This is a genomic window from Rothia sp. HMSC065B04 (assembly GCF_001812285.1).
Lineage (GTDB): Bacteria > Actinomycetota > Actinomycetes > Actinomycetales > Micrococcaceae > Rothia > Rothia mucilaginosa.
On record NZ_KV808408.1, the window covers coordinates 161,475 to 179,771 of the forward strand.

An 18,297-nucleotide genomic window follows, 5' to 3' on the forward strand; every position below is an offset into this window, starting at 1 on the left:
ACGGATGTAAAGAAGCTTTAGGCTGAGCCTCGAATATAACGAGCCGCCTTAGAAGGGGTGCCCTCATTCGGGGTCGGGTGCGCACTCGGAATATTCGCGGACGGTTCAGCGGTAGCCGCAGGGGTGGCGGTAGCACTCGGGGAAGACTTCGGATCCTCCAGCATCTGCCAGCCCTCTTCACCAAAGTAGACGTAAGCATCCGCCTTCTGATTGCTGCCGTAGATACCGGTGAGCTGCTCACGCTGACGGGTCTCATGGTTGAACAAGAACGCGTTCTCGTCCACCTTCAGGGTCGCCTTCCAGCAGTAGACGTCCTGCTCGGTAGCGGGCACCGGCTGCGGGGAGCTCAGGTTAATGCACATGGGGTGGTTGTTCTTAGAGACCAGCCAGCCAATGTTGTAGCGGTAGATATCGCGGTACATCTGCGCCATGTTGCTAAAGTGCTCCTGGCCGGGCAGACCCATGAAAGGGTCGGTATCGCCGGTGAGGAGCATGTAGTTCTGCGCCGCACCCCAGTACTGCAGAAAGGCGTGCAGGCCCTCGACGGTGCGCTCTTTAGCCTCCGGGGGCATGGTGGGGCGGGGGACATTGACGGCTCGATGGCTCAGGGTGCCGTTTGAGAAATTTCCGGAACGCTCAAAGAACTGATCCGGCAGAAGAGCCGGTCCGCGACCGTCCAGGGCGGATGCGGGCAGGGGCTCGGCGTACGTAATGCTGCGCGTGGTGGTCGCAGATTTGGTCTGGGAGCTCTGAGGAGCAGCCTTAGTAGGGGAAGGGTTAGCGAGTGGTTGAGGGCGAGAAACTGCGCTGGGGCTGCAAGCGCTTGCGAGTGCGCTCAATGCTGCTCCGGAAGAAAGAGCAAGAAGATGGCGCCGTGACAGCGAACCGAACATACGCAACCTTTCGCAAGAGTAAAGATGGGCAGACAGTATGCGGGTAGCTCGGATGCAGTGAACCTCAACGGCAGTAAATTGTGAATGTAGTTGCGTGAGGGTTCGGTGAGCATTCCCGGTGGGTATCGCATACCGCGGTGAGTACGGATGCGATACGAAGGGCAGGTCAGAAACCTCCTGGGGATTCGGTGTGGATTATGACCTGCCTGTATGTCGTGCTCAACGATTCTAAGCGTACTTTCAGGTTCAAAATGACCATATCTGCGCTTGAGCGTAAAAAGTTATCAAATCTTAATATTTGCCCGTTTTATGCGGGTTATAAAACGTACCAATGTGTTCCGGGTAACCGCATTGAAATGTACTGATTTCCTGCGGAAAATCAAGGATTTTCTCACCTGCTCTTCTTATGAATAAATCATAAATTGGAGTTGTTGCACCCTGTGTGCAAGTAGTATCTCAACCTCTTCAGGTTGTCCAAACACCTATCAAAAACACCTCAATATGAGCCCCCAAACAACCCGCAACCGCAACGCGCCCACCGCAACGCCTACACATGGCATGAAGCAGGTGCACCCTATGGGACAATAGCGCTGTGACTACCACCGACTATGCGCAGCTCAAAGCAGCTCGCGAACTGCTCACTCGAATCCCCCTCCCGCTCGACGTAGAAGCCGGCGAAACCCCCGGCACCCCCTACACCGTCACCCACGACGGTACCGCCGAGCACGGCACCGCCACCGCGCGCACCCTGCTCGCCGCCATGGCACGCCAACTCGACGACTACATCCTGCCGCGCAGCGCCAGCGTCGATAACCCCCTCACCATCGTGGTCGGAGGCTCCACTGGCGCCGGCAAATCCACCCTCGTCAACACCCTGCTCGGCGAACCGCTCACCCAGTCCGGCGCGATTCGACCCACCACCCGCCACCCCGTACTCCTGCACCGCGCAGAAGACGAAGCGGCGCTATCACCCGAACGCTTCCTGCCCACCCTGCCGCGCACCCGCACCTCCGGCATGAACGCCGGATCGCAGGCACTACCCGGCCTCGACCCGAAGATCGCGCGCGCCCTCATTCCTATTACTACCTCGGCGCTACCGCAGGGCATCGCGCTCATCGACGCACCCGATATCGACTCCGTCTCCGAGGAAAACCGCACCCTCGCCAAGGAACTGCTCTCCGCCGCTGACCTGTGGCTCTTTGTCACCACCGCCAACCGCTACGCCGACGCCGTGCCCTGGGAACTGCTCCACGAAGCAGCCGCACGCTCCATCGCCATCGCCGTGGTGCTCAACCGCGTGCCCGAAGGCGACGAAGAAGCCATCGAAAACGACCTGCGACGCATGCTCGACGAGGCGGGAATCCACGCCGTACTGATTCACACCGTCACCGAACAGCCCCGCGACGCAAGCGGCATGCTCGCCCCCGTCAGCCTCGCCCCGCTGACCCTGTGGATCCGCGAACTTGGCGCCGACGCACCCGCCCGCGCCGCCATCGCCCGGCAGACCCTCGCCGGTGCCGTCGAAACCCTCGCCGGAAACCTGCAGGTGCTCGCCGCCGAACAGGCACGCCAGCAGGCGGCGCACCAGTCGCTTGCCACCATCGTCGCCGAAGAATACGAGGACGCGCTGACCACCATCGACGGCGCCCTCTCCGACGGCTCCCTGCTACGCGGCGAAGTGCTCTCGCGCTGGCACGACTTCGTGGGAACCGGCGACTTCTTCCGCTCCCTCGACAGCACCATCGGTCGCCTGCGCGACCGCGTCGGCTCCGCCCTGCGAGGCCAGCCCGCCGCCGCCCAGAAGGTAGAAGACGCCCTCGAAAGCGGCATCCACGCCGTCGTGCTGGATGCGGCCGCCCGCGCCTCCGAAAATACCCGCACCCGCTGGCGTGCCAGCCGCGCCGGACGCTCCCTGCTGGCGCGCCTTGATGCGCCGCAGGCTGTTTCTGTTGCGCCGCAGACGGCCTCCGCCGCGCCCGAACAGAACGTAGGCGCAAACGGCGAGGCAAAGGGCAACGAAGCGAAGGGGGAAGTGCAGTCCGCCGAGGACATCTTCTCCGCAGCCGTTGCCGAACAGATTCGCCTCTGGCAGGGATCCGTCCTCGAAATGATCCGCGAAGAAGGAGCCGACAAGCGCAAACGCGCCCGCTTCCTCTCCCTGGGCGTGAACGCCACCGCCGTGATGCTCATGGTTGCCGCGTTCAGCCTCACCGGCGGCATCACCGGTATTGAGGCGGGTATCGCCGGCGGTAGCGGAGTGGTCGGCACCAAACTGCTCGAGTCCATCTTCGGTGAAGACGCGGTGCGCCGCATGGCAACCCGCGCCCGCACCGACCTGCTCGAACGCATGTCGGGGCTGCTCACTGAGCACGCTCAGCCCTTCACCGCCGTACTGGAAGAAACCGACCCGCAGGCTGATGCCGAGGACATTCACCGCGCCGCTGAGCAGGTGCAGGCAATCGCCGCAGAAATGAGCACCCAGAGTCAAACCACACAGCGCCAAGCCGCAGCCCACACTAACGGCACGGTTGCTCGCTAAACCACTCCGGACAGGCACCCCGCACCACAGACGAAGAAAAACGCACTATGACTACCCCCGAGAAGAAACTCGAGAACGCCGAGCGCAATACTACTGAGCGCAACACCGAGCGAGGCGCCACCCCCGCCGTGGCAACCTCGCCCTTCGCGCGCTCCGTCGCATCCCTCAAGGACGCCATTAGCTACGGCGAAGGACGAGTCCCCGAAACCGTGCTGCTCGACGCCGCCGCAACCCTCGAACGCCTCAGCCAACGCCGCGAACTCTCCACCGAACACACCGTCATCGGCTTCTTCGGCGCGACCGGCAGCGGCAAATCCACGCTCTTCAACGCCATCGCCGGGCAGAACATTGCCCTCTCCGCGCCCACACGCCCGACCACCTCCACCGTGCAGGCGGCAATCTGGGAAGCAGAAGGCAGCGAAGAGCTACTTGACTGGCTCGGCATTGACAAGCGCGTTTACCCGCAAACTCAGGCGCTCGCCGCAGAAGGAGAAGCAAGCGACGGCAACGGGGCAGGTAAACACAATAAAGCCGGGGGCGCGGCGGCACCCAACGCCGTCACCGAACCGGCACCCGGACTCTTCAACCGCATCCGCCGAGCCGTCGGCGGACGCGGCGAAATGCGCACCCGCACCGGCGGCCTCATCCTGCTGGACATGCCCGACTTCGACTCGGTCACCACCACCAACCGCGACCTCGCCGCCCGCATGATGCGCTACGTAGACGTACTCGTCTGGGTGGTCGACCCCCAAAAGTACGCCGACGCCGTCATCCACCGCGACTTCATGGTGCCGCTTGCCGCATCCGGCGCGCAGGCGCTCTGCGTGCTCAACCAGGCGGACAAACTCGCACCCGCCGAGGTGCCCGCCGTGCTCGCATCCCTCACCCGCCTGCTCCAGGCCGAGGGCACCGAAGCGCACCTGCTCTCCGCACCCATCGCCGTCTCCGCACGAACCGGTGACGGCGTCGACGTGCTCCGTGACCTGCTTGCACAGGTAGCCGCCGCCAAGAGCCTATCCCTGCAGCGAACCGACGCGCAGCTGCACGCCACCGCCTCCCAGCTGCGCACCTACGCCGGGGGAGAGGGCACCGTACTCGCCGGAGCCTACGCCCTCGAAGCGGAGCAGAAGCTCGTGAAGGCATGCTACACCTCCAGCCAGGCAGAGCAGGTTTTGCAGGCGGCAACCGCCTCCTACCGCCGCACCGCGGGTCAGCACACCGGCTGGATCCTCACCCGCTGGATGAGCCGCCTGAAAGCTGACCCCCTGCGCCGCCTGCACCTGGGGCAGCAAGACGAAACGAAGAGCACGTCTAAGGCCGAGAAGTCCGCGGGCATGCTCGGTTCCGATAGCGAGAACGCACCCGAGCTGGTGGCATCCTCGCTACCTCCGCTGAGCGCCGCGCAGAAGGCTGGCATGGCAAACGCCGTGCGCCAATACAGCAAGCAGATGGCGGCCCGCATCGACGAACCGTGGAAACGCAGCATGAAGGAAGCCGCCCTCTCCCGCGAGGCTGAGCTACCCGAACTGCTCGAACGCGACATGATGCGCATCGACTACGGTCTGGGCCGCACCCGCGCCCCCTGGGTCATCTTCAATGCCCTGCAGTGGATCGCGCTACTGAGCGCCCTGGTAGGCGTCGGCTGGCTGACCCTGATTTCCGGCATGGCGTACCTGCAGATTCAGCTGCCGCCCGCCCCGACCCCCGAAGGCTCCCCGGTGCCCCTGCCGACCCTGCTTCTGCTGCTGGGTATCCTGCTTGGTATCGCCTCGGCGGGTGTGGGCAGGCTACTTACCGCCATGGGTTCACGCTACTACGCACGTAAGTTGCGGGGTCACCTGCAGACCGGCGTGGAGAAGGCAGTGCAGTCCTGCGTGGTCGCCCCGGTACAGCAGGAAGCAAAGCGCCTCAACGCCTACCGCAAGGCGCTGGACATTTAGCGGCGTATCATCCGAGAAACCGCATCAAACTAAGAGCGCACAAAAGAATCCCTCCCCACCTCAATCGAGGCGGGGAGGGATTCTTTTCGTTAAATCTACACGCTACTGAAGCTTAGTCCTCTTCAGTACTCTCACCGCAGGGAGCCTGCTGAGACGCCGCAAGCTCACGCAGACCGTCCGTAATCGCCTGAGCAGCCATAACGACCAGCTCAGGGTAGTTGCGGTTCGGCTGGCGGGTCATGCGGTCAATCGGACCCGAGATGGACACTGCCGCAATCACCTTGCCGCCGGGCGCACGCACCGGAGCAGAGACCGAGGCGGTTCCGCGCTCGCGCTCACCCACGGACTGCGCCCAACCGATGCGGCGCACAGCCGCGAGCATGGCGGCGCTGAAGTGGGCGTCGCGCAGGCCTTCAACAATGCGGTTCTGGTCTTCCCAAGCCAGCAGAACCTGGGCGGCGGAACCAGCCTGCATGGACAGCTGGGTACCGACCGGGATGGATTCGTGCATGCCGGAGGGGCGTGCCGCGGTTGCCGCGCATACACGCCAGTCGCCCTGGCGGCGGTACAGCTGGGTGGACTCGTCAGCTTCGAGGCTAAGCTTCTGCAGAATCGGGTCTGCCACGGTGATGAGCTCATCGGAAATGGTGGCGGACGCGAGTTCGGTCAGGCGGGGTCCGAGCATGAAGCGTCCCTGCACGTCGCGGGCTACGAGGCGGTGGTGAGCCAGCGCCACGGCGAGGCGGTGCGCGGTGGGGCGTGCCAGACCGGTTGCCTTGACGAGGTCGCCCAGGGATACGGGTCCTGCCTCGAGGCAATCAAGAATGAGGGTCGCCTTGTCGAGCACGCCAACGCCGGAGGAGCCGTGGGAGTTTACCTCTACCATCTGCTCGTCGGCGGCCATGTGTTCGGGCGGCTTGACGGGGTCGACAATCGGTGCGTTGTGGTATGTGGATGCGTTGGGGTGACGCATTCCGTGTGCGTTAAAACGTGAGGCGGAAGGAGTCATTCTTATATTCTATCTCAGAATATGAAAGATACCCCGGACTTCATGGACTCTTTGAGATGCAGAGCTGAAGATGGAATCACCCCCTACGGGATAAATTGTGAACTTTTCATAATAAGTGTTTGTGTGGGTTTATGGGTGAAAATATGCGAAAAGACGCAGAAAAATGCGAATAATCTCGCAAAATTACCCTGGAGTCATAGAGTAAACCCACATAAAAACACTCGCTAGTTCGGGGTGTTTCTAGGCCGTCTCACAGGCTAAGAATCCGTGAAAAAATATGCGACACGCCGCAGGGAAATACCGATTTGAGGGTCCCATCGGGTAAATAATCCGCCCCTCAACTCCGCAAACTTGCGGCACGCACCACACCGAACGCATCCACCGTAGGAACGCATCAAGCAGGAGAAAGCATGACTAGCGAACAGAACGCAACCACCGCGGGCACCCGTCCGCGCACCCTGGCAGAAAAAGTCTGGGACGCACACGTCGTCGTCCCCGGTGAAAACGGCAAGCCCGACCTGCTCTACATCGACCTGCAGCTACTGCACGAAGTGACCTCCCCCCAGGCATTCGAAGGCCTGCGCATCGAGAACCGCCCCCTGCGCCGCCTCGACCTGACCATCGCCACCGAGGATCACAACACCCCCACCGACAACATCTTCGGCACCATCGCCGACCTGACCAGCCGCACCCAGATCGAGACCCTGCGCCGCAACGCCAAGGAATTCGGCGTGCGCATCCACTCCCTCGGTGACGAAGAACAGGGCATTGTGCACGTGGTCGGCCCGCAGCTGGGTCTGACCATGCCCGGCATGACCATCGTCTGCGGCGACTCCCACACCTCCACCCACGGTGCGTTCGGCGCTCTCGCGTTCGGCATCGGCACCTCCGAGGTGGAACACGTCATGGCGACCCAGACCCTGCCCCTGGCACGCTTCAAGACCATGGCAATCAACGTTGAAGGCACACTCAAGCCCGGCGTGACCGCAAAGGACATCATCCTCGCTGTCATCGCGCAGATTGGTACCGGCGGCGGTCAGGGCTACGTGCTCGAATACCGCGGCTCCGCAATCCGCTCCCTCTCTATGGAGGGCCGCATGACCATGTGCAACATGTCCATCGAGGCGGGCGCACGCGCCGGCATGGTCGCCCCCGACGAGATCACCTTCGAGTACATCAAGGGTCGCCAGCACGCGCCCAAGGGTGAAGAGTGGGACAAGGCAGTCGAGTACTGGAAGAGCCTGCCCACCGACGAAGGCGCCGTCTTCGACAAGGAAATCTTCATCAACGCTGACGAGCTCGAACCCTTCGTCACCTGGGGTACCAACCCCGGTCAGGGCATTCCGCTGAGCCACGCCGTTCCCTCCCCGGACGACTTCGAGGACGAGAACGACAAGGTCGCAGCAGAACGCGCCCTCGAATACATGGGCCTGGAGGCGGGCACCCCCATGAAGGAAATCCCCGTGGATGTTGTCTTCCTGGGTTCCTGCACCAACTCCCGCATCGAGGATTTGCGCGCCGCCGCAGACATTGTGCGTGGCCGCACCATCGCTGAGAACGTACGCATGATGGTCGTGCCCGGCTCACAGAAGGTCCGCGCACAGGCAGAAGCAGAAGGCCTGGACAAGGTCTTCAAGGAATTCGGTGCCGACTGGCGCTTTGCCGGTTGCTCCATGTGCCTGGGCATGAACCCCGACCAGCTGGCACCCGGTGAGCGTTGCGCCTCCACCTCGAATCGTAACTTTGAGGGCCGCCAGGGCAAGGGTGGCCGCACCCACCTGGTCTCCCCGGTGGTTGCTGCCGCAACCGCTGTGCGCGGTACCCTGTCCGCCCCGTCCGACGTCGTGGCCTAGCACGCCGCTATAGCTAAGGAGCCATTATGGAACCCATTATTAAGCACACCGGCATTGGCGTGCCGCTGCGTTCTTCGAATGTTGACACCGACCAGATTATTCCCGCCGTCTACCTCAAGCGAGTGACCAAGACCGGCTTCGATGATGCCCTCTTCGCTAACTGGCGTAAGGACCCCGAGTTCATCCTGAACCAGGAGCCCTACAAGCACGGTAGCGTGCTGGTTGCGGGCCCGGACTTCGGTACCGGTTCCTCGCGTGAGCACGCCGTGTGGGCGCTGCGCGACTACGGTTTCAAGGTCGTTATTTCTGCTCGTTTTGCCGATATTTTCCGCGGCAACTCGGGCAAGCAGGGCCTGGTTACCGCGCAGGTTGCACAGGACGATATCGAGCTGATCTGGAAGGCGCTGGAGCACGAGCCCGGCACCGAAATCACCGTTGACCTGGAGTCCAAGACCGTAACCGTGGGTGCGCTGGTTGTTCCCTTCGAGATTGACGACTACGTGCGTTGGCGCCTCATGGAGGGTCTGGACGATATTGGTCTGACCCTGCAGAACCTCGAAGCTATTGAAGCGTACGAGGCGAAGCGCCCCTCCTGGATGCCCCGTACTCAGGAACTCTAAGCCGAGAGCTCTAAAACCTAGAGATATAAAGCTCGAAGGCGGCGACTGATTCAGTTGCCGCCTTCGAGCTTTTCTGTACCCAAAAACCTAGCACACATATGAATGTGCCTCCCCGGAGCATCAGCTTCCGGGGAGGCGCATTTATTGACGACCTAGAGCTTAGGCACCCTCAGTGATGGGGGTGTTCAGGGTTGCGTTCTCGGTGCAGCCGTACAGCGTTGCAGAACCGGGGGAGCGCACGCCCGCGGTCGGGTTTGCGTTCTGTGCGGTGGCAAGAGCGAAGTCAGAAACCACCTCGTGGTTAATGTAGCTGCCGCCTGCGCCGCCGCCGCTGCTCAGGGCGCTGAGCGAGTAGATGTTGCCTTCGCCCTCGAACTGCACCTGACGGCCGAAAACGCCCTCGTAGTATGAGCCAACGGTCCAGATGTTCAGGCCTGCGCCTCCGCCGCCGTAGCCGGCGCCACCACCGGATGCTACGGAGGTGAGGGAGAGCTTGCCGTGGGTTCGGGAAAGCAGCGCGCCGGAGCCGCCCTTACCGCGGTAAGAGCCGGTTGCGTTCGCACCGCCGGTGCCCTTCTCTCCCTCATGCACGGAGTCGCCCTGGTAAAGGTAGTAGCGCGGGAAGCTGTACGATTCGAACCAGGAGGTAGACATGGGCTGGAGCTTCAGCTCGTTATTCTCGTCGAGAATGCCGACCAGCGCCTCACCGAGGGTACCCGCCACTCCGGAGCGGCCAGCGGTACCGCCGGTGACCATGAAGCGCATGTCCAGGGTCTTGTCGTCCTCCTCAAGGGGCTTGAACTCCTGGTAGGGGCTTGCCATGAGCATGCCGCCCTGACCGGTGTTGTCGGTGCCCAGGTCGCCGCCTGCGCTACCGCCTGCGGTGGTGGATGCGTCACGGCCGTCCAGTGCCACGCGCAGTGCCGGGTTCAGCTGGTCCTTGGGCTGCGCGTCAAAGATGCGCTGGTGGGTAGTGAGGGTGCCCAGCTGTGCGCCACCGCCGCCAGCGCCGGCAACGGCTACGACGGTGACTGCGCCGTCGCGGACGAGCTCGACCGCGGAGGAGCCGCCGCCGGACGCGCCGTACACGTAGCCGCTATCGGTGTCCACTACCTGCGCTGCGCCGGTTGCGGTGCTGGAGCCGGTGGAGTCGCCGCCGGCTGCGTAGCCTTCGCCACCGAGTGCGGGCTCCGCGCCGGCTGCGGAGCCGACGCCGCCGTTACCCGCCCAGACGCGCAGGATGTCGCCGGACTTGACCGCAAGAACACCGCTGAGCTGTGCACCGGCACCGCCGCCAGCCAGGGCCGCGTTCGTGACGTCGGTCAGGTATCGGGGAGTAAAGGAAGATGCGGCACCGCCAGCACCTCCCACGAGGTCGAATCGTACTCGTCCAACGCCTTCAGGGACGAGCCATTCGGTGTATGCGCCAGCCTTGTCGTCGAAGCCGGTTGCGGTCGGCTTGAGGGTCAGAGCGGGGGAGCAGGTGGGCTCGCCGCTTGCCGCCCATGCAGGGACGGTTGCGCTGGCGAGGATAACGGGGGCACTCCATGCCGTACCCTGTACGAGGCGACGGCGCGAAATGCGTGATGCAGTGTTGTGATGTGTCATATTTGGGGTCCTCCGGTAGTTCGCGGATGCAGCCGCGAAGCGACCTGTGGTTGGTTGCGATGGGCCCTGGTTTTTAGTTGACTTTCGAATATTTACGGTGATGTTGAAGTGAATTTTTGAAGTTGAAGTGAATCAGGAAGCCGAACCGTTTTGGTTGGGTACCATCGCAAAGGTTTATGCAGTGAATGCACGCCACGCACCCTCCTGTGAGGCTCTGTACTGCGCGGGTGCAAGGTCGGTGCCGGCGCCTATGCCGCAGTGTAGAGCTGATTGGCTCCTCCGTGAGAGCGGAGGCGCCGTTCAGTGGGCACGAGTGTGCACGTTATTGTAGGGGTGAGGTTGCTCTCAAGTTCAAATTCGGACGTTAAAAAGACGAAACTAACGTCAAATTTCGGCGAAGAAACAGAAAATGTTTGCATTAGTGTGAATATTTGTGTATCTTTTTGTTTTTTCTGGCTCTGAATCTGAGGGGGTCAGAGCGGTTTTTCACATACACAACAGAGCAAAATCTCAGTCACGAGTTCCAAAGGTTCTTCAGTGTTTGGAGCACCTTTACGCAGGGCTTAGAATAATGATGAATATATGCGCCCGTTTCGCCCTGCTACCGGCAGGGGCGCGGCACGACAGAACGCGGCGCATCGGCACACTGTTAAAGTTCGGCCTAAACCAGCCGACTCCACAAAGGATTTTTAATGACTGAGAACATCAGCAAGCTTCGCATTGAAGGTGGCACTCCGCTCGTTGGTGAGGTTCACGTTCGAGGCGCCAAGAACCTGGTGCCCAAGGCGATGGTCGCAGCACTGCACGGTTCGACCCCCTCGACCCTGCGTAACGTCCCTGACCTGAGCGATGTCGAAATCGTTACCACCCTCGTGGAGCTGCACGGTGCAAAGGTCGACTACGACCGCGAAGCTGGTGTTCTGACCCTCAACCCCGCACAGGATGCAACCACCGCCGCAAAGAACGCAGAGGAGATTCAGCTCTTCGGCGGTAACTCCCGCATCCCGATTCTGATGGTGGGCCCGCTGCTACACACCCTCGGTACCGCACGCATCCCCAACCTGGGTGGCTGCAAGATCGGTGACCGCCCCATCGACTACCATATGTCTGCACTGCGCAAGTTCGGCGCAGTCGTTGAGAAGGACGACGAAACCGGCACCACCCTGATCGTTCCCGAAGAGGGCCTGAAGGGTGCAGAGATTGTGCTGAACTACCCCTCCGTGGGCGCTACCGAGCAGGTCCTGCTCACCGGTGTGCGCGCTAAGGGTAAGACCATCCTGCGCAACGCTGCGATTGAGCCCGAAATTATTGACCTGATTGCTGTTCTGCAGAAGATGGGCGCGATTATCTTCATCAACGAGGACCGCACCATCGTCATTGAGGGCGTGGACGAGCTGACCGGCTACGATCACGCGTCCCTGCCCGACCGCAACGAGTCCGCTTCTTGGGCTTCTGCGGCGCTGGCTACCGGCGGCGACATTTTCGTTCGCGGTGCAGCTCAGAAGGACATGACCGCGTTCCTGAACCAGTTCCGCAAGATGGGCGGCCTGTACGAGGTGACCGCCGAGGGCATCCGCTTTACCCACCCGGCTCAGCGCACCCCCGGAGCTCAGCTGAAGCCCATCGTCTTTGAGACCAACGTGCACCCCGGCTTCATGACCGACTGGCAGCAGCCCCTCGTCGTGGCGCTGACTCAGGCTAAGGGCGCGTCCATCGTGCACGAGACCGTGTACGAGGAGCGTTTCGGCTTCACCAACGCGCTGAAGCAGATGGGCGCAGATATTGTCGTCATGCGTGACTGCGTGGGCGGCACGCCCTGCCGTTTCGAGGGTAAGGGCTACGGTCACTCCGCTATTATTTCTGGCCCCACCCCGCTGACCGGTGCCGACATTGAGGTTCCGGACCTGCGCGGCGGCTTCTCCCACATTATTGCTGCTCTGACTGCTAAGGGCACCTCTCACGTGAGCGGTGTTGAGCTGATTGCTCGCGGCTACGAGAACTTCGAGGAGAAGCTCAAGGGCCTGGGTGCCAACTTTGAGGTGCTGGCACGCAAGGCGTCGAAGGCTCCCAAGCCCGATGCAGCAATCGTCGTTGTTGAGCCCGAGGAAGTTGAGGTTCAGGACTAGTGAGCGGACAGCAGGGAAAGCAGGCTCTGCCTGAGATTGAGCCCACCGCCTCCGGTGATGCTCTGTACAAGGTGCTCGGTAACGCTGCGCGCGGGCTGTACAAGCTCATCGCGCGCGTTGAGATTACCGGCCGTGAGAACCTGCCTAAGAGCGGCGGGTACATTATCGTGGCTAACCACACCACCGAGCTTGACCCGGTGACTGTGGCTTTCCCTGCTTTCGTTGAGGGCGCCCTGCCGCGCTTCTTGGCGAAGGATTCGCTGTTCCGCGCCCCCGTGCTCGGCTACATTATGCGCAAGCTCGCGCATATTCCTGTGGTTCGCGGTTCGGTGGATGCGCGTAAGTCCCTGATTACTGCCCGCAAGATTGTTGAGGCTGGCGGTGCCGTCGTGATTTTCCCGGAGGGCACCACCACCCATGATCCGCAGCTGTGGCCCATGCAGGCGCGTACCGGCGCGGCTCGTCTGGCTCTTGCGACCGGTGCGCCCGTCTACCCGGTGGCGCACTGGGGTGATGAACAGATTCTCGGTTACGTGGATGAGGCTGGCGAGGACGGCCGCATCAAGGAGAAGCGTAAGATTTCGCTGTTCCCGCGCAAGACCGTTCGCGTAAAGGTTGGCAAGGCGCTGGATATCGCCTCCCTCGTTGAGGATACCAGCCCCGAGGCTAAGCACACCCGCACCGAACTGGGCGTGGTCACCGACGCCATGCTGGACGCTATTACCGCCGAGCTGGAGACGATCCGCGGTGAGAAGGCTCCTGAGGGTCGTTGGAACCCGCGCACGAAGCGTCGTGAAGCACCCGGTACCCCCTCGGGTCCGGTTGGTGGTGCGCTCGGCGAACCGGACGAAAAGTAGCATCCCAGCTGGGAAAATCGTAGAGGCCCTGACAGAAGCCGCGGCTATTTGCTGAGGCGCCTGTCAGGGACTCGCACAATAACCTCGCAAGGAAGAGAGGCAGGTGTTTTCGTGACCTTCTTTGGACGCACCCCCGCAGCAAGCCCTGAATTTACCCCTCCGGCAACCGTACAGTCTATTGCGGTGCTCGGTGCCGGTAGCTGGGGCACCGCTTTCGCTAAGATCGCGGCGGACGCTGCCCGCGAGCGCGGCGATGACACCCGCGTGACCCTCATCGGTCGTGATGAGCAGGTGATGGCTGAATGCGAGCGCACCCGCGAGAATGCCCGCTATTTTCCGGGAATGAAGCTGCCGGATAACATGCACTTCACGGCGGATGCCCCCGCGGCGCTTGCCGGTGCGGATATTGTGGTTCTTGCCCTGCCCGCGCAGGTTCTGCGTTCGCAGTTGCAGAGCTTCGCCCGCTATATTGAGCCGAACGCCATGCTGGTGTCTTTGGCGAAGGGTTTGGAGACCGGTACGGGTCTGCGCATGTCGCAGGTCATTACCGAGGAACTGGAAGAATCCATGGCTCTGCGCGGTGCTGATCTGCGCGCGATTGGCCATATTCCGCACCGCGTGTGCGTGCTGTCGGGCCCGAACCTGGCGAAGGAAATCATGGGGGAGGAGCCTACCGCCTCCGTGGTTGCGGCTCGTACCCTGCCGGTGGCTGAGGCTGTTGCTCACGCGATTGCGTGCGGTTACTTCCGCCCGTACACCAACACGGATGTGGTGGGTACTGAAATTGGTGGCCTGGTGAAGAACGTGATTGCCCTTTGCGTGGGTATTTGCGAGGGCCGTAATTACGGCGATAATTCGAAGGCGTCCATTATGACGCGCGGCCTGGCGGAGATTACCCGCCTGGCGGTGGCGTTGGGCGGCGAGGCTGCGACCATGAGCGGTCTTGCTGGCATGGGCGACTTGATTGCGACCTGCTCTTCGCCGTTGTCCCGTAACCACACGGCGGGTCGTCTGCTGGCTCAGGGTATTTCCCCTGACCGCCTGCACGAGCACATGAGCCAGACTGCCGAGTCGATTAAGTCGGCTCCCGTGGTGGCTGAGTTGGCTCGCCGTCACGGCGTGGAGATGCCCATCGTGGAGGCTGTGGTGGCGGTGCTTTCGGGTCGCATTGGCATTGAGGACTTGGCGCCTCAGCTGCTGGGTCGCCGCCTCAAGCATGAGGGCCACTAGGTTTTGAAGCTTTCTGGTGTGCTGGCACCCCTTGATTCGGGTTGTGTGCCAGGACATACTAGAAGAAGATTGAATGTAGACATCCGAGGACGGATACCGTTGCGGAAAACCGGTGCGTGAGAAACGCATCAGTGACCGCGACGGTATTCGTGCGTTAGGATTATTGACGCATTGCCGTTCCACCTTCCGGACCTAAGGGTAGGGGAACATTGACTAGGAGAAATATATGACCGAGAAGAAGACCGTCGCCCTGCTGTGCGGTGGCCGCTCCTCCGAGCACCCGATTTCGCTCATTACCGCTGCCGGCGTTCTGGGCGCTATTGACCGCACCGCCTACGACGTCATCACTATCGGTATTACCCGTGACGGCCGCTGGTACCTGACCGACGAGCAGCAGCTTGCCGAGCTGACCGCTGGCACTCGCGGTACCGCAGAGTTCCCCGAGGGTACCCAGCAGGTGTTCCTGCCGATGGGCGCCGGCGATTCCCGCCTGACCCTGGTGGATGCTGAGGGTAACGTTACCCGCACCGCACCGGTGGACGTTGTGTTCCCGCTGCTGCACGGCCCCTTCGGTGAGGACGGCACCGTGCAGGGCCTGCTGGAAATGGCTGACCTGCACTATGTGGGTTGCGGTGTGACCGCATCCGCTGTGGGTATGGATAAGCACTTCATGAAGGTTGCTTTCGAGTCTGCTGGCCTGGAGGTCGGCCCCTACGAGGTTGTCACCAACCGCCAGTGGGAGCACGAGGACCGCGAGCAGATCCTGGAGCGCGTGCTGAAGCTGGGCTTCCCCATGTTCGTGAAGCCGACCCGCGCAGGTTCTTCCTTCGGTATTACCAAGGTGGATTCGGTGGAGGAGCTCGTGCCCGCGATTGAAGAGGCGCGCCGCCACGATCCGAAGATCATTATTGAGGCGGGTATTGTGGGCCGCGAAATCGAGTGCGCTGTGCTCGATGGCCACCACGGCGAGATGCCCCGCGCATCCTACCCCGGTGAGATTGAGGTTGTGGACGAGGATCACGGCTTCTACGACTTTGAGGCGAAGTATGTTTCTGAGTCTTCCGCTGTGACCGTGTGCCCGGCGAACCTGCCGCAGGATGTGCAGGATCGTCTGCGTGAGCTGGCTGTGAAGGCGTTCCTGGCGCTGGATGGTGAAGGTCTGTCTCGTGCGGACTTCTTCTACACCGAGGATGGCCGCCTGGTCATCAACGAGGTGAACACCATGCCCGGCTTCACCCCGATTTCGATGTACAAGACCATGTGGGAGAACACCGGCATCTCTTACACTGACCTGATTAGCGAGCTGCTGACCCTGGCGATGGAACGACCCCTGGGTCTGCGCTAGTTCTTGAGGCTGCGTTAGTTCTGAGACTGCGTTAGTTGTTCTTGAAGCTGCGTTAGTTCTTGGGCACGCTGTCGTTTTGACTGCGCTCAGTTATTGAATACGTAACGGTGGGGGAGTAGCCCCTGCTGTAAGGCGCCTCGGTGCGGATTCTTGAGGGATTCGCGCCGGGGCGCTTTTTGCGCGGTGGGCAAGTTACTGCCTTTGTGGGAAGGGTAATTGGTACGTATTAGCCTCTACATCTTGATGAGAATCGCTCGAATTTCACCCATGAGAAAAATCACTCACACTCGCCTCGAGGCTGCTTGGATAGTGGAGTGCAAGTTTTAAAGTGGTATTGATAAGGCAAAACATAATTCTGCTCATAAGTGCATGAAATGATGCTTCTAGGTAATAAAAAGATGTGGTTGATGGTCGTTGCACATCTTGAAGCTCAAAGATTGGTATGAAAGCGCTAAAATGAGTAATGAAGAAAAAGCCGATTCGGTAGAATAGATGAAGGCATATCCAATCTGCCCTAGCGATTGGGTATCTATTCACTCACAACGTATTAGAAAGTCAAGGACAACCTTTGGGAAAACGAAACCGTAAGGTGGTCTCTGCGAGTCTGGCGACAGCACTGGTTGCTTCCGGAAGTCCATACGTAGCCTCATTTGCTCAAGATGTGCAGGAGGCAGCGTCACAGCTTCCGCCGAACCCTGTCGGCACCGCAAGCCAAACCCTGGACCCCGCCGCGGCCGCGGCATCTTCCTCTCAGGCGGCAGTACCCACGCTCGCAACCGTGAGCGCATGGCCCACCGCTCAGGGGGACAATAAGACTGACAAAGCGCAGGCAGAGCCCACCGCTCAGCCTAGCGCTTCTTCGAGTGCTCAGCCCACCGCTAGCGCCGAGCCCTCCGCGAGTGCTACGCCCAGTCCGAACGCTACCGCGCAGCCTACTGCCGAGCCCACCGCTTCTGCTAGTGCGACTGCAAACCCGAGTGCTACGGCGAGTCCTAGCGTAGAGCCCTCTAAGGATGCGACCGCTGAACCTACCGCTACGCCGACCGTAGCTCCTAGCGCAAGTGCCGAACCGAGTGTTGCTCCTACCGCAACTCCGACGGCTGAGCCGACTGTAGCTCCGACTGCGGAGCCTACGGTCCAGCCGACGGCAGAACCTACTGTTGCTCCCACTCCGGAGCCGACCGTTGCGCCTACTGTGGAGCCCACCGCGGAACCCACCAAGGATGCAACTCCGGAGCCTACTCAGGATCCGACCCCTGAGCCTACTCCCGAGCCGACGAAGGATGTAACTCCCGAGCCGAACCCGGACCCCACTCCGGAACCGAATCCGGAGCCCACTCCTGAGCCGACCAAGGACGTAACTCCCGAACCGACCCCGGAGCCGACCCAGGACCCCACTCCGGAACCGAATCCGGAGCCGACCCAGGATCCCGTCCCGGTTCCCGAGCCGACTAAGGACGTAACTCCCGAGCCGACCCAGGAGCCCTCTCAGGTTCCAGTTGTTCCGGCCCCGGTTCAGGATCCGACTCAGGAGCCCTCCAAGGAAGCTAAGCAGGAGCCGACCAAGGATGCGGTCATCCCCGTGATTCCGGTAGCTCCGGTAGAGGATAACAAGGACAGCTCGGACTCCAAATCGGTTACCCCGATCGAGACCGAACCTGTTGCTCCGATTCCTCCGGCGAACAACCCGGTGACCGTCCCCGGCAATCGTCAGGAAGTCTCTGGGGAAGATGTCATCATCTCCATTGAGCTTCCGCGACCGGGCAGCTCCTCTGACTCCTCAAGTTCCTCTTCGGGATCTTCGAGCTCTTCACCGAGCAAGGCACCGAGCGACAGGCTTGATGGCGAGGATGACGATCCGTTGCGTTCTGGTGGCACCACCCTCGGACGAATCGCAGCTAATAACGGTTCGAATGACTCCATTCCGGGTGCGGCTGACTGGGTTGCTGGATACCTCTCGCGCAATAAGACAGAGGAGGACCACTCCCACGAGGCAAGCCCCTCGAACTCCTCAAGCTCGGTATCGGCTTCGAAGTCGCCTAGCTCCTCCTCCACCTCGGCTAGCGCCAGCCGCTCTGCAAAGAGCGTGGCAAAGGCTGACGGCGCGAATGCCGCCCAGGAGCAGGCCGTGAAGAATGCGGACGCGGACGATTCCGGACTTTCCGGTATTGCACCGCTGATTCTCTTCTCGCTCATCGGTCTGGTGCTGATTGCTCTGGCAATCCGCTACTTCAGCCGCGGAGCATAAGGCGAACATAACGCGTAAGAATACGCGAT

At 61.5% G+C, this 18,297-nt stretch carries 12 protein-coding genes; 9 read left to right on the forward strand and 3 right to left on the reverse strand.

Features of this window, described 5'->3' with window-relative positions; genetic code table 11:
• Positions 1-17: 17 nt before the first annotated feature.
• Positions 18-839, reverse strand: coding sequence for a DUF6318 family protein (locus tag HMPREF2845_RS04080; protein WP_239663294.1), 822 nt, complete (start codon positions 837-839; stop codon positions 18-20).
• A gap of 646 nt (positions 840-1,485) precedes the next feature.
• On the opposite strand from HMPREF2845_RS04080, the gene HMPREF2845_RS04085 reads away from it, so the two are divergent.
• Together HMPREF2845_RS04085 and HMPREF2845_RS04090 are read left to right on the forward strand one after the other, a co-directional pair.
• On the forward strand, positions 1,486-3,432 hold the full coding sequence (locus tag HMPREF2845_RS04085) for a dynamin family protein (protein WP_049349028.1): 1,947 nt from the start codon (positions 1,486-1,488) through the stop codon (positions 3,430-3,432).
• A gap of 47 nt (positions 3,433-3,479) precedes the next feature.
• Entirely contained in the window at positions 3,480-5,372 is a 1,893-nt protein-coding gene (locus HMPREF2845_RS04090; RefSeq protein WP_070633955.1) for a GTPase, read from the forward strand.
• A 112-nt stretch (positions 5,373-5,484) separates the two neighbouring features.
• Here the strand turns inward: HMPREF2845_RS04090 and HMPREF2845_RS04095 are convergent, their stop codons facing one another.
• Complete coding sequence (locus HMPREF2845_RS04095) at positions 5,485-6,381, reverse strand: IclR family transcriptional regulator (RefSeq protein WP_371260507.1); 897 nt, start codon at positions 6,379-6,381, stop codon at positions 5,485-5,487.
• A 410-nt stretch (positions 6,382-6,791) separates the two neighbouring features.
• Here HMPREF2845_RS04095 and leuC point away from each other — a divergent pair, with 410 nt between their 5' ends.
• Positions 6,792-8,234, forward strand: a complete 1,443-nt coding sequence (gene leuC / locus HMPREF2845_RS04100; protein WP_049327759.1) for a 3-isopropylmalate dehydratase large subunit — start codon at positions 6,792-6,794, stop codon at positions 8,232-8,234.
• A 26-nt stretch (positions 8,235-8,260) separates the two neighbouring features.
• A complete protein-coding gene (gene leuD / locus HMPREF2845_RS04105) occupies positions 8,261-8,854 on the forward strand; it encodes a 3-isopropylmalate dehydratase small subunit (protein ID WP_005505627.1) in 594 nt (197 codons plus the stop codon).
• Positions 8,855-9,013: 159 nt separating this feature from the next.
• Here the strand turns inward: leuD and HMPREF2845_RS04110 are convergent, their stop codons facing one another.
• On the reverse strand, positions 9,014-10,462 hold the full coding sequence (locus HMPREF2845_RS04110; protein ID WP_049347427.1) for a hypothetical protein: 1,449 nt from the start codon (positions 10,460-10,462) through the stop codon (positions 9,014-9,016).
• Between the two features lie 692 nt (positions 10,463-11,154).
• On the opposite strand from HMPREF2845_RS04110, the gene murA reads away from it, so the two are divergent.
• The 5 genes from murA to HMPREF2845_RS04135 all read left to right on the forward strand — a co-directional run bounded on the left by murA (position 11,155) and on the right by HMPREF2845_RS04135 (position 18,268).
• Positions 11,155-12,588, forward strand: coding sequence for a UDP-N-acetylglucosamine 1-carboxyvinyltransferase (murA, locus tag HMPREF2845_RS04115; RefSeq protein ID WP_049347430.1), 1,434 nt, complete (start codon positions 11,155-11,157; stop codon positions 12,586-12,588).
• On the forward strand, positions 12,588-13,445 hold the full coding sequence (locus HMPREF2845_RS04120) for a lysophospholipid acyltransferase family protein (protein ID WP_049347432.1): 858 nt from the start codon (positions 12,588-12,590) through the stop codon (positions 13,443-13,445). Before murA ends, HMPREF2845_RS04120 begins: the two co-directional genes overlap by 1 nt.
• 111 nt (positions 13,446-13,556) lie before the next feature.
• Positions 13,557-14,675: an NAD(P)H-dependent glycerol-3-phosphate dehydrogenase gene (locus tag HMPREF2845_RS04125; RefSeq protein WP_070633956.1), complete on the forward strand. Its 1,119-nt coding sequence runs from the start codon at positions 13,557-13,559 to the stop codon at positions 14,673-14,675.
• 226 nt (positions 14,676-14,901) lie between these two features.
• Entirely contained in the window at positions 14,902-16,020 is a 1,119-nt protein-coding gene (locus HMPREF2845_RS04130) for a D-alanine--D-alanine ligase family protein (protein WP_049347437.1), read from the forward strand.
• A gap of 568 nt (positions 16,021-16,588) precedes the next feature.
• Positions 16,589-18,268, forward strand: coding sequence for a PT domain-containing protein (locus HMPREF2845_RS04135; protein WP_070633957.1), 1,680 nt, complete (start codon positions 16,589-16,591; stop codon positions 18,266-18,268).
• The last annotated feature ends 29 nt before the right edge of the window (positions 18,269-18,297 follow it).

Bases quoted from the DNA above. Each gene is read 5' to 3' on its own strand.
- HMPREF2845_RS04090 (WP_070633955.1), top strand. From the start codon at position 3,480: ATGACTACCCCCGAGAAGAAACTCGAGAACGCCGAGCGCAATACTACT.
- HMPREF2845_RS04095 (WP_371260507.1), bottom strand. From the start codon at position 6,381: ATGACTCCTTCCGCCTCACGTTTTAACGCACACGGAATGCGTCACCCC.
- leuC (WP_049327759.1), top strand. From the start codon at position 6,792: ATGACTAGCGAACAGAACGCAACCACCGCGGGCACCCGTCCGCGCACC.
- leuD (WP_005505627.1), top strand. From the start codon at position 8,261: ATGGAACCCATTATTAAGCACACCGGCATTGGCGTGCCGCTGCGTTCT.
- HMPREF2845_RS04110 (WP_049347427.1), bottom strand. From the start codon at position 10,462: ATGACACATCACAACACTGCATCACGCATTTCGCGCCGTCGCCTCGTA.
- murA (WP_049347430.1), top strand. From the start codon at position 11,155: ATGACTGAGAACATCAGCAAGCTTCGCATTGAAGGTGGCACTCCGCTC.
- HMPREF2845_RS04130 (WP_049347437.1), top strand. From the start codon at position 14,902: ATGACCGAGAAGAAGACCGTCGCCCTGCTGTGCGGTGGCCGCTCCTCC.